The organism is Acinetobacter dispersus, assembly GCF_009884975.1.
Taxonomy (GTDB): Bacteria; Pseudomonadota; Gammaproteobacteria; order Pseudomonadales; family Moraxellaceae; genus Acinetobacter; species Acinetobacter dispersus.
In genome coordinates this window covers 3,052,273-3,064,752 of the sequence record NZ_CP041970.1, presented here as the reverse complement: position 1 = coordinate 3,064,752, position 12,480 = coordinate 3,052,273, and the positions used below count along the sequence as shown (strand labels likewise).

Annotated in this window: 11 protein-coding genes; 3 read left to right on the top strand and 8 right to left on the bottom strand. The window is 38.9% G+C overall.

Going from position 1 to position 12,480, the window contains the following annotated elements; genetic code table 11:
- Positions 1-3 precede the first annotated feature (3 nt).
- Positions 4-1,125 carry a 5-(carboxyamino)imidazole ribonucleotide synthase gene (locus tag FPL17_RS14095; protein WP_159885664.1) on the top strand — a complete coding sequence of 374 codons (1,122 nt, stop codon included), beginning with the start codon at positions 4-6 and terminating at the stop codon, positions 1,123-1,125.
- A 599-nt stretch (positions 1,126-1,724) separates the two neighbouring features.
- On the top strand, positions 1,725-3,023 hold the full coding sequence (locus FPL17_RS14090; RefSeq protein WP_151716963.1) for a lytic murein transglycosylase: 1,299 nt from the start codon (positions 1,725-1,727) through the stop codon (positions 3,021-3,023).
- A 59-nt stretch (positions 3,024-3,082) separates the two neighbouring features.
- On the opposite strand, the gene FPL17_RS14085 is transcribed toward FPL17_RS14090, so the two are convergent.
- The 5 genes from FPL17_RS14085 to FPL17_RS14065 all read right to left on the bottom strand — a co-directional run bounded on the left by FPL17_RS14085 (position 3,083) and on the right by FPL17_RS14065 (position 7,502).
- A complete protein-coding gene (locus tag FPL17_RS14085) occupies positions 3,083-3,454 on the bottom strand; it encodes a hypothetical protein (RefSeq protein ID WP_159885662.1) in 372 nt (123 codons plus the stop codon).
- A 131-nt stretch (positions 3,455-3,585) separates the two neighbouring features.
- Positions 3,586-4,494 carry a matrixin family metalloprotease gene (locus FPL17_RS14080; RefSeq protein WP_159885660.1) on the bottom strand — a complete coding sequence of 303 codons (909 nt, stop codon included), beginning with the start codon at positions 4,492-4,494 and terminating at the stop codon, positions 3,586-3,588.
- Between the two features lie 385 nt (positions 4,495-4,879).
- On the bottom strand, positions 4,880-5,791 hold the full coding sequence (locus FPL17_RS14075; RefSeq protein ID WP_159885658.1) for a matrixin family metalloprotease: 912 nt from the start codon (positions 5,789-5,791) through the stop codon (positions 4,880-4,882).
- Between the two features lie 389 nt (positions 5,792-6,180).
- Positions 6,181-7,089: a matrixin family metalloprotease gene (locus tag FPL17_RS14070; protein ID WP_159885656.1), complete on the bottom strand. Its 909-nt coding sequence runs from the start codon at positions 7,087-7,089 to the stop codon at positions 6,181-6,183.
- Positions 7,086-7,502: a hypothetical protein gene (locus tag FPL17_RS14065; protein ID WP_159885654.1), complete on the bottom strand. Its 417-nt coding sequence runs from the start codon at positions 7,500-7,502 to the stop codon at positions 7,086-7,088. The genes FPL17_RS14070 and FPL17_RS14065 overlap by 4 nt, the downstream gene beginning before the upstream one ends.
- A gap of 184 nt (positions 7,503-7,686) precedes the next feature.
- Here FPL17_RS14065 and FPL17_RS14060 point away from each other — a divergent pair, with 184 nt between their 5' ends.
- A complete protein-coding gene (locus FPL17_RS14060; RefSeq protein ID WP_159885652.1) occupies positions 7,687-8,571 on the top strand; it encodes an MBL fold metallo-hydrolase in 885 nt (294 codons plus the stop codon).
- A 154-nt stretch (positions 8,572-8,725) separates the two neighbouring features.
- Here FPL17_RS14060 and dnaK read toward each other — a convergent pair whose 3' ends face one another.
- The 3 genes from dnaK to FPL17_RS14045 form a co-directional block, all read right to left on the bottom strand.
- Positions 8,726-10,672, bottom strand: a complete 1,947-nt coding sequence (gene dnaK, locus FPL17_RS14055; protein WP_005186321.1) for a molecular chaperone DnaK — start codon at positions 10,670-10,672, stop codon at positions 8,726-8,728.
- A gap of 118 nt (positions 10,673-10,790) precedes the next feature.
- Positions 10,791-11,336 (bottom strand): nucleotide exchange factor GrpE, encoded by a 546-nt coding sequence (gene grpE / locus FPL17_RS14050; RefSeq protein ID WP_005186322.1) that lies wholly within the window; start codon positions 11,334-11,336, stop codon positions 10,791-10,793.
- A gap of 159 nt (positions 11,337-11,495) precedes the next feature.
- Complete coding sequence (locus tag FPL17_RS14045; RefSeq protein ID WP_005186330.1) at positions 11,496-12,389, bottom strand: LysR family transcriptional regulator; 894 nt, start codon at positions 12,387-12,389, stop codon at positions 11,496-11,498.
- Between the last annotated feature and the right edge of the window lie 91 nt (positions 12,390-12,480).

The following is a 12,480-nucleotide window of genomic DNA, read 5'->3' as shown; positions in this document are numbered from 1 at the left end:
AACATGAATAAAACCATCGGTATTTTTGGTGGTGGGCAGCTAGGCCGGATGATGGCACAAGCAGCGTTACCACTTAATATTCAATGCACCTTCTTTGAAGCAGAAACAGATTGCCCTGCTGCGATTTTGGGTCCAGTTTTTTCGAGCCAAACGGTACAGGGATTACAGGATTTTATTGCAAGCGCGGATGTATTTAGTCTTGAGTTCGAAAATACGCCTGTTGCAGATGTGGATGTTTTAACACAAAGCAAAACCTTGCACCCTCCTCGCCTTGCTTTGGCGACTGCACAAAATCGTTTGGCTGAAAAACGTTTGTTTGATGAGTTGAGCATTCCTGTTGCGCCGTATCGCGCTGTGGACAGCTTAGATAGCTTAAAACAAGCGGTATCGGATCTTGGATTACCCATCGTATTGAAAACCGTAACGGGTGGTTATGATGGTAAAGGTCAATTCGTTTTACGCACTGAAGATCAAATTGAGACCGCTTGGGCTGAATTAGGTCCTGCAAAAAGCTTGGTTGCAGAAAGTTTTGTCAAATTTAGCCGCGAAGTATCGATTATTGCGGTACGTGGGCAAAATGGTGATGTGAAAACTTGGGCTTTGGCTGAGAATCACCATCATAATGGCATCTTATCACACTCAATCATACCTGCACCAAATAGCGCTGATTTACAGCCTGTTGCGCAAGACTATATTACCCGTTTACTGAAGCACTTAGATTATGTGGGTGTTCTCACACTTGAACTATTTGTGACGGAACAAGGTTTATGCGCCAATGAAATGGCGTGTCGTGTGCATAACTCAGGTCATTGGTCGATTGAAGGTGCGATTTGCTCGCAATTTGAAAACCATATCCGTGCAGTTGCTGGCTTACCATTGGGAGCAACTGAAGTCATTCGCCCAAGTGTGATGATCAATATTATTGGTCAGCATCCCAAGTCAGAAGATGTTTTGGCACTGAATGGCGCACATTTACACCTCTATAATAAGTCTGAGCGTACTGGCCGTAAGCTTGGACATATTACTTTAATGCCAAATCATTCAGGTGATTTAACAGATTTATGCCGCCAATTGGCGAAAATATTACCTGTTCCTCTGGCATTAACCGATGATATGAGCATCTAAACTTATCCACAATTCCTAAAAAAAGCGATCTTTGGATCGCTTTTTTTATTTCATATGCTTTTTAAATTTAAAAATACAGAAAGAGCCTGTTGTGGATAACTTGTTTTTGATATTTTGAATTTAAAATAGTGATTGTTGTTTGAATTTAAATGACAGTGGATAAGTATTTATGGGGTTTAAATTCAAAATAGAGATCCCGTTTTAAATTTAAAAATAAGGTGATAACAGGTTTTTAAATTTAAATGATAGGATGTGGATATCTATTGTCTCTATAATAATGATATGAAAAATAAAAGCTTATTGTTTTCTTTGGCGTTCTGTTTGAATCACTTGCCATTTAACTCGAAGAAATGAATTTAAAAGTGGATAAGTTTTTTAAATTTAAACGATCGAGTTATCCAGTATTGTATTTTTTGAATTTAAATTAGGTTTGTTGATAACTTTTAAATTTAAAAGAAAGCCTGAATTATGAATTTAAAAGCAGTGTTTTAAATTTAAAACCAGAGAAATGAATTCAAAGTTACGTTTCCAAACTATACATCTTCATATAGCGTGTTAAGGTGGAGAGGAAATTTAAATTCAAAAGTTTTGGTTCAGTCATGAAACGTCATTTTTCTTTTTTTCTAGGCACTGCCTTATTTACTTTTTTCAATCAGGCGCATGCCGAGCTTGTGATTAACGGTGCAACAGTTTCGACACCAGCCACAACAGCGACTGTTGCCAGCAGTAATTATACGCCAAATTCCAATTTTCAGGGCTGTATTGCCAATTTGCGTTCGCAGGCAATCGCATCAGGTGTATCAGGCGCAACCTATGATCGCTATACGCAAAATTTAACGCCTGATTATTCCGTGATTGATAAATTAAATTATCAGCCTGAATTTTCGACACCGATCTGGGATTATTTGTCTGGCCTTGTGGATAACGAGCGCGTACAAGCAGGGCAGCAAAAACTTACTCAACATCGTGCCGTCTTGAACCGAGTTGAGCAGGCCTATGGTGTACCTGCCGAAACGGTCGTAGCAGTGTGGGGCGTCGAAAGTAACTATGGTGATATTTCGGGTAAATATCCTTTATTACAGGCATTGGGTACTTTGAGCTGTGAAGGTCGCCGTCAAAGTTATTTCCGTGGCGAGTTTTTTGCCACCATGCGTATTTTACAACGTGGTGATTTAACCCAAGATCAACTTTATGGTTCATGGGCTGGTGCATTTGGCCATACTCAGTTTATGCCATCAACCTATGAGCGCTTAGCCGTAGATTTTGATGGTGATGGTCGTCGTGATTTGGTTTCAAGTACCACCGATGCCTTAGCTTCAACCGCTAATTTCCTAAAACGGGCAGGGTGGCAAACTGGCATGCCATGGGGTTTTGAAGTCAAAATTCCACAAGGGATGTCGATCTCTGGTGAAAGTCGTCGTAATAAGAAAGCACTAAATAGCTGGATTGCACAAGGGGTAACCCGCGCTGATGGCACTGCATTGATTCAAGGTAATCTATCGGGCAGTACGCCAGCGGGACTGATTTCACCAGCGGGTGCTAATGGTCCATTATTCCTGGTATTTAAAAACTTCGATGCAATTTATAGTTATAACGCGGCTGAAAGCTATGGTTTAGCCATTGCGCATTTATCGGATCGTTTACGTGGTGGCACGCCATTTTTAACCGCTTGGCCAACCGATGATGCAGGAACATCCCGTGCAGAACGTCGTGAAATTCAACAGTTTTTAGTGCAACGTGGCTATGATATTGGTGCAGTCGATGGTTTGATTGGTGATAAAAGTCGTCAGGCCATTCGTCAAGAGCAAAGCCGTCTCGGTTTAAATCAGACTGGACGTGCAGGACAACAAATTTTACGTGCGTTCCGTCAGGAACAGGCGAAGCAAATGATGCAATAAATCTGTATCAGATGAAATAAAAAAGGTCTGCCCATTGCAGACCTTTTTTATTTGTATATTTAGGGTGCAGCGTCTAATTTAACTGCTTCTAAAATATCAAAAATCACGGCAGTGACATCTTGGCTTAAATCACGATCATTAAAGATTTCATAAGCTGTGATGGTGACATCAGTATCACTTGGTAACTGTTTTTGTTCTTCTTCAATTAAATGTTCGATCGGCAATAAAGTCTGTTTGACTTCTAAATGTAGAATCTCGTTATAAGGCACGTTTTCATCTTCCAACTCGACTTCTTGCTCATTGAAATAAGGAATTAAAATCGAGTGTAAGTAGGGGCTAATATCTTGAATATCTAAGAGTTCGATATCACGAGTCTGTTCAATCGTACTGATGTGGTCGTTCACTTCAATTAAGATATGATAATAACTCATGCTGATCTCCGTTAAGGCTAAGATGATGTTTTAACTCCACAATAACATGAATAAATCAAAACAATCGACCCATTCTTGTTATTGCTTAGCACTTCATCTTATATCTAACGATCATGTTGAAGAGATCTGTTTTAATCAGCCAAACCGAGTAACTTTAGGTCTGTATCAGTGAGCTGAAAATCTTTGGCATCTTGTTCTTTAATCCGTGGATACATTAATGACTTCGGATCACGGGTATGTTTTAGGCCCAATGCATGTCCAAATTCATGTGCTAGCGTTAAGCGTAGGTCATCAGTAGACGAAAATTCATAAATAAAAATCTGTGTTCCATCAAATTGACCTTTGTGCAGCACTTCAGGCTTAAAAGTTTCATTAAACTCATTTACAGAAGCACTTAATTGTTGGTGAATTTGTTTGGTTTTTTCAGCTTTTAACTGATTTTGTTGAACTTTTTGGTTGTATTCAGCAATTTTTTTTTGCAACGTTAAGGCTTGTTGTTGCAATTGTTGCTGCTGTTTTTGCAGTGTAGAGAATAATGCTTTATTGCTGCTGTCTGCCTTATATTGTGCTAAGCCTTGCTGATATTGCTGAACCTGAGTGTCATAGGCTTGTTTTTGAAGCTCAAGCTGCGCATTGCTTTCAGTCAGTTCTGCATTGATCTGCTGTAATTTCTCATTTCGATTGAGCCAATCCTGTTGTTCTTGCTCGAGTTGGCCTAAGCTTTCAGCACGTTTCATACTACGAATTTGACGCTGGTCAAAAACGAGATTAATCACGAAATCGGCATCAGGATCATAAACAAAATATTTTTGACCTGTGTTCTTTTCCCAAATTGCAGCAGCCTGTTGGCTTAATTCGATCATTTGCTGATGATTGATATTCAAGCGTGGATCAAGCTCAGCAATACGGTAACGTAGAGGCTGTTCTGTACTATAGCGAACTTGCGACTGCGCCGATGCAGTCGAAGAAATTTTAGCAAAAGCGGGAGCAGGGGCTAGCAAGGTAAAACATGCAGCCATCAGGAGAGACAAAAGACGCATAACGGGAGATAAAACATGAAAGAGATCACATTTTATTCAATTAAAACCATTAGTCAAATTGATGGTCTATATAGTTTCTTATAACTTTTTAAGATATTTCTGGAAAATGAATAAAAATACATTTGTAGAAATAGGGATGAAAAATTATGATAAATAAAAGCAATTCGTTTATTAAATGATCTAAAAATAAAATGAGAACAAATATTTATTTTTTATTTTTGGATGTATTGAATCGCTGAAATTTTAACGTGGTACTTAAAAAATAGGTTTTTCACACATCTAAAAAATACATTCTATTTCACATAAAATATTTATTCTTTTGTACAAAAACTATACTTAGAGTCTAGTCAATGTTAATTCTTGTAAACAAAAACCGTTGTTGTTATCAATAAATGGCTTTTACCAAATCTTTATCTGAATCGGTGAGTGCAAATTGCTGGAAGTTTTGTTTTTGAATAACAGGGTACATCAGTGAGTGTGGGTCATTGGTATGCTCTAGACCGAGAGCATGTCCAAATTCATGTGCGAGTGTTAAACGTAGATCATTTGCAGAAGAAAATTCATAAATCAGGATTTGTTTGCCATTGAAATGACCTTTATGCAGTAAATGCGGCTGAAATACCTGATTAAATTGACTTGCCGATGCCACCAACTGTTGATTGTTTTGATTTAGGTTTTGAATGCTTTGGTTGAGTTGTTGTGTTCGTTGATTATGTTCTTGAACTTCCCGCTGTAGTAATAATGATTGTTGTTCCAACATCTTTTGTCTTTGAGAGAATTGTTGAGCCAAATCTTTAGAGGTAGAACGTGTTTGGTTGAAACGGAGTACTTCTGCATTATATTGCTGGAATTGGGCATTCAATTGAGCTTGTTTGCTGGCAATTGATGCGGTGCTTCTTTGGATCTCATTTTTTATCAGTTGCAATTGCTGATTTTGATTTTCCCATAGTTTTTGCTGTTGTTTAAGTTGATCTAAACTCTGTACACGATCGACACTGCGTTGCTGGCGCTCATCAAAAACTAAATTAATAGTAAATTCAGCTTGTGGATCATAAATAAAATTTTGTTGTCCTGTTTCTTGCTCCCAAAGCTTAGTGGCTTGTTGGGTGAGTTCAAGAACTTGTTGCTGGCTGAGATTGAAGCGGGAATCGATATCCGAGATACGGTAATGTAAGGTTTTTTTAATGGTTTGATGCTGATGTCCATCAATAGGATTTGTATTGGTTTGGGCATTACTCAATTGAGGCGTTATCATGCTTATACAAGCAATCAAGACTGCTAGATAATGAACTCGCATTGTAAATCTCCCCAAATAAAGACTTATTTTTCCTCATTATTTTGCGAGCGTCAAAATGCTATCTAGTTAATAATTAAAAGTAAAAACTGTGACTTTTTTCCAAAAAATAAAAAAATGAATCGAATGATTTGCACAATAATAAAAATGATGCTTTATGTGTTTTTTAAGCATAAGCTTAAAAATATCAAGGTATTAAATTCACCCTAATGAAAAATGGAAAATTCGACGTAAAGAAACCCTATAAATCGCCTAATTGTTAACTTTTGTAAATATTATATAAAATGGTAAAGTTTTTGAATTTTAGATAAAAATTTGTTTATTTGTGACATTTATCGTCCATCATTTTTTATTGTTTGAGTCGGTGTTTTATCAGTAATATTCTGCGGCAGCTATCTTGCCAACAACAAATCACGATCTGACTGAGTTAAACGGAAATGCACTGTATCTTGATCTCTCATGATCGGATGCATCAGCGCTTGAGGATCATCGCTATGTTGTATTCCCAATGCATGACCTAATTCATGTGCAAGTGTTAAACGTAGATCATCTTCAGATTCAAATTCATAAATTAGAATCTGTTTACCATTAAATAAACCCTTATGAAATAAGTGGGGCTTAAAGCGTTGTTTATATTGAGTGACTGAAGCATTCAGTTGCTGATCCAAAGCATTGAGCTCATCAATCTGCTGATTTAACTCTGCGATTCTCTGATTATATTGATTAATTTCTTGCTGTAATAACTGCACATTTTGCGTTAAGGCCTGCTGTCGTTGTTGAAAATATTCAAGATTGGCAATCGAGTTTCGGTTTTGCTGTGCATTTTGTTGTTCTTGATTGTAGGATTGGATTTGTTGGTTAAGCTGTTGTTGTTTTAAATCGAGAAATTGCTTACTACGAATAATCTCCTGTTCGATTTGATCAAGTTTTTGTTTTTTTTCTAGCCAATGCTGCTGATTGGATTGTAGCTGACTTAAATGTTCCCGACGTTGTTCACTTTCTTGTTGGCGTTCATCATAGATCAAGTGGATTGCAAGTTGCGCATGCGGATCGTAAACAAAATAATCTTGCCCAGTACCATCTTTCCAGATTTGGGTCGCTTGTTGGCTAATTACTTTCACTTGTTCTATGCTGAGTTTAAAGCGCGGGTCAACTTCGGCGATACGATAGCGCAGGCGAGTATCAAAGGGGCTGCTAATACGATCAGTGAGCGAATTAAATTTAAGTTGTGGGTGTTGGCGGGTTTGATAACCCGACCAGAATATAAAGAGCAGTAATGCAATAATGATGGCGAGTTTCATTCAGTATTTTTTTTAAATAACGGTTGATACAGGTTTGGTACGACTAAAACTCCCCAGATAAGCGTAGAAAGTATGTTCCCTAGCTCATAAAAAATGGCGCCAAAACCAGACATGAATGTCCAAGAATAGCTTGGTAAAAGATAAATAAGTAACAGTGGGAAAAAACTATAGACATAAATCTTTCTTGCCCACTCTTTAAATAGTAGCAAACCAATCAATACAACAAAAAAACCGATACTAAGCAGACCTGAAAAGACCAATTCCCAGTGCTGAATATCTTTGGATAACAGCTCACTAATTTCAATGGAGGTTGCATCGTATGCATCAAATATTGCACTTAGAAAAAAACAAAGTAGTGAAGATATAAGGATTAATCTAAATTTAGTTTTAGTGATTACGGGATCAGTTTTCATCTTCTGTCTAGGTATGATTCTTTTAATGTTTTGGATTATACAGAAAAAAAGCTCAGTTTATTTAAACTGCTATGCTGATGATGCGATTGGAAGGGAACAATCTTCCAGTTACTTGTTATTCATTTGAACAGCTGCCATATTGAATTTTATTGCTGAATATCAATAAAAATGCAAAGGAACATGCATGTTGAAATATCTACTTAAAGCACCTGATGTTGCATGGGCTGCGGCTTCTCCCGCACCAGCAAAGGCAGAAAATCTAAAAATTAAATATTTGGGGACTGCGGGGTTTATCTTGTCTGATGCCAATCGAACCTTAGTACTTGATCCTTTTATTAGCCGCCCAAGTCTTTGGCAGACCTTTACTCAACCTTTATCTAGCGATCCAGCATTGGTCAAACACTATATCCCTGATGCGGATGAGGTGTTGATTGGGCATGCGCATTATGACCATATTCTGGATGCCGCAGAAGTTTGCAAACAAACAGGTGCTCGCCTGATTGGTTCACAGGCCAGTGTGATGTATGGGCGTTCCGCAGGCTTACCTGAGCAACAGATGCAAGCCACACACGGCAGAGAGGTGATTCACTGTGGCGCGTGGCAAGTGGTTGGTTTGCCTTCAATCCATGGTAAGGCGCTGTTTGGTCGTGTTCCATTAGCAGGAGATATGACCACACCACCACCATATCCCCCGAAGTTTCATCAGTTGCGACATGGATTGGTATTGAACTGGTGGATTGATACGGGGCAACTGCGTGTTGTTCACATCGATTCCGCCGATTTTATTGAACAAGAGTTGCAGGGCAGACAGGCAGATATCGTGTGTCTGTGTGCGATTGGGCGTAAATATCGCCCGAATTATGTCAAAGATGTGGTGCGAATACTCAAGCCGAAATACATTATTCCATGTCATTGGGATACGATGGTCACACCAATTGATGCGCCACCGCAGTTGTTGCCAGGGGTGAATATTGCTGAATTTCTAGATGAAATTAAAGCCTGTGGTGTCGTACCTTTGTTTATGCCGATTCTAAGTGAGTTGTATTTTGATCAATCTAAATCTATCTAATAACCACTTTTTATCAATTGGTTTTAATTCATTGTGAGCACAGCCCAACAGGATGGTCTCCATGCCGCCTCTACAATAGCGAAATAAGTATTGATTATAAGAATTTAATGCAAAAAAAACCGCGCTTGCGCGCGGTCTTTTCTAAAGAGACAAATTATTTTTTGTCATCTTTAACTTCGGTGAACTCAGCATCTACAACGCCATCGTCCGCTTTCTGTTGTTGACCTGCATCGCCACCTTGGAATGCATTTGGATCAAAACCTTCTGCGCCGCCAGCTGCACCTTGTGCTTGTTCATAAGCACGTTGTGTAATTGGCATCAAGATGTTTTGTAAAGCTTCAGTTTTCGCTTTGATGTCTTCAACATCATTTTCTTTAGTTGCTGCTTCAAGCTCAGAAACCGCAGTTGTGATCGCAGTTTTTTCATCTTCAGTAACTTTATCACCAAGATCTTTTACTGCTTTCGTCGAGCTAGAAACAAGCGCATCCGCTTCGTTACGTGCTTTTGCTAACTCTTCAAACTTACGATCTTCTTCAGCATTCGCTTCAGCATCTTTGATCATTGCTTCGATTTCAGCATCAGACAAACCTGAGTTTGCTTTAATCTGGATCGATTGTTCTTTACCAGTGCTCTTATCTTTAGCTGATACTTTCAAGATACCATCAGCGTTGATGTCGAACGATACTTCAATTTGCGGTACGCCACGTGGAGCAGGTGGGATATCGCCTAATTGGAAGTTACCCAACAATTTGTTTTGTTGAGCCATTTTACGTTCACCTTGGTAAACTGAAATGTCTACTGCAGGCTGGTTATCAGCAGCTGTAGAGAACACTTGTGATTTCTTCGCAGGAATCGTGGTGTTTTTCTCAATGATCGGAGTCAATACACCGCCCATTGTTTCGATACCTAAAGTTAACGGTGTTACGTCTAATAAAAGTACGTCAGTTTTGTCACCAGACAATACCGCACCTTGAATCGCAGCACCAATCGCAACCGCTTCATCCGGGTTCACGTCTTTACGTGGCTCTTTACCGAAGAATTCTTGTACTTTTTGTTGTACAAGTGGCATACGAGACTGACCACCAACCAAGATTACGTCAGAGATGTCAGAAGTCGAAAGACCAGCATCTTTAAGTGCAATACGGCAAGGCTCAATCGTACGAGCAACTAAGTCAGCAACCAAACCTTCAAGTTTTGCACGTGTTACGTTGATCACTAAGTGTTTAGGACCAGTCGCATCAGCCGTGATGTATGGAAGGTTGATTTCAGTTGCATTCGATGAAGAAAGCTCGATTTTTGCTTTTTCAGCAGCTTCTTTCAAACGTTGTAACGCAAGTGGATCATTTTTCAAGTTCACACTTTGTTCTTTCTTGAATTCTTCAACCAAGAATTCAATCAATGCGTTATCAAAGTCTTCACCACCAAGGAAAGTATCACCATTTGTTGATAACACTTCGATTTGTTGGTCGCCATCAAGGTCAGCGATTTCAATGATTGATACGTCGAATGTACCACCACCTAAGTCGTAAACCGCGATTTTACGATCGCCTTCTTTTTTGTCCATACCGAACGCAAGTGCAGCAGCAGTTGGTTCGTTGATGATACGTTTAACATCAAGACCTGCAATTTTACCTGCATCTTTAGTTGCTTGACGTTGTGCATCGTTAAAGTAAGCAGGAACAGTAATAACTGCTTCAGTTACTGTTTCACCTAAATAGTCTTCTGCAGTTTTCTTCATCTTTTTCAAGATTTCAGCAGAGATCTGTTGAGGTGCTAATTTTTTATCGTTTACTTCAACCCAAGCATCGCCATTGTCTGCTTTGATGATTTTGTAAGGTACAAGACCGATATCTTTTTGTACCGCTTGATCTTCATAACGACGACCGATTAAACGCTTGATTGCGAATAATGTATTTTTTGGGTTAGTTACCGCTTGGCGTTTCGCGCTTTGACCAACAAGGATCTCGCCATCTTTATATGCAATGATCGATGGAGTTGTACGCGTACCTTCTGCATTTTCGATTACTTTTACTTTATCGCCTTCAAGTACAGCAACACATGAGTTGGTAGTACCTAAGTCAATACCAATAATTTTTGCCATTGATTGTGTTCCTCTAAAATTTTGTTGCAATGTTTTGCTTGTTATTCGATATGAGAGTTAATCGGTTTTTTTCAAGCATTTTTGTGAAAAAAAATCAAAAAACTCTCAAATTTTTACCTTATTGACCGACCATGACCATCGCTGGGCGAAGTAAACGACCATTTAAGGTATAGCCTTTCTGTAAAACAGTACCAATTTGATTGGCTTTGGCATTCGGGTCGATACCTACGGCTTGGTGTAAATCGGCATTGAAACCATTTTGGGTATCTGCTTCGACAACGCCAAACTTCTCAAGCGTGGTGAGTAGTGATTTCAAAGTGAGCTTAATCCCTTCAAGTACAGGTGTTTGTTCTTCACCCGCAGCTTGAATTGCACGTTCTAGGTTATCGACAGAATCCAATAATTCTTTCGCAAATTTTTCAAGCACAGTCTCTTTATGCTTTTCAGACTCACGTTGAATACGTTCAACACTCTTTTGTGCTTCATAAACAGCATTGGCTGTACGTGCTTTTTCGAGTTTTAAGCTTTCTTCGAGTTTAGTGATTTGAGCTTGTAAATCTTCAACGCTAAGCTCGTTTGCTTGCTCTACACCTTCAGCTTGAGTTTGTTCAGTTTGTTGCTCATTTTGAATGTCTTGAGCTTGCTCATTGTGCTCATTAGCCATTGATGATCTCCGTTGAAAAAAGTTCTTAAACATGTACAGTCCTTCTGGCGTTAATGCTCATAGGGTTAAACCCGAACTGCCACATCTTGGTCATTCATAGATAGGGATGAAGTATGGGCAACGCGACAAAATTCAAGCGTTCAGGTCGATTTAAATCTTTTAATTTTGCTGATTTAAGTAAAATTTTAAGTTTTCAATCACAAAAGCAATAAATTCTTGGGTTATTTTCGGTAAATGTTGTCTGGATGCATAAACCAAAGATAAGGTGAGATCGGGTGCAGAAAAATCGGTAAACACCTGTTGCAAACGTTGTTGAGCAATATCTTTACGCACCAGCAAGGTTGGCAGCATCGCAATACCTTGTGCTTTAAGACACATCTGATAAAGCGCGATCACATCATTGCTTTTAAACGTAACATTTAAAGGATAGTTCTGGGGTTGCTGATCTGTATCAAACAATGTCCAATATTGATTATGGGTGTGATGGGCAATGCATTCATGTTGAATGAGTTGACTGGGATGTAGCAGGGGAGTGTGGTCTTGTAAATAATGAGGATGAGCACAAAAAGTTGATTCGATTTCACATACAGGGCGTGCAATCAGTCCATCTGCAACTTTCTGGGTAATCCTCAAAGCAAGATCAACATGAGCATCCATTAAGTCCACGGTATTTTCCGTTAAATAGACATCAAAATGAATCTGGGGATAACGTTTTTTAAATTGCTTAATACATTCATTCACGCCAAGCTGAAATAAAAATAAGCCACAGGTAAAACGGATGGTACCGCTGTGCTGTTCTGGCGCGGCCAAGCCTTCTAATAGTTGTTGCTGTTGTAAAATATTTTCGCAATAGACCAATGCTTTTTCACCAGCAGGCGTAAGCGATACTTTTCGGGTATTGCGTTGAAACAGCCGTGTCGAAAAGGTTTGTTCGAGATGGTCTAAGTAACGAGAGACCATCGCTTTAGAATAATCGAGATGTTCAGCAGCTTTGCTCAGATTGCCTTGATGTGCAATACAAACAAAGACTTGAATGGCTTTTAATGTGTCCATCGTTATTATCATTGTTGCAAGATATGCAACATTTTATCTTAGTTTAGAGTGTTTATTCAGCAATAATTGCAATTTAAAGTGTCTCTTATCA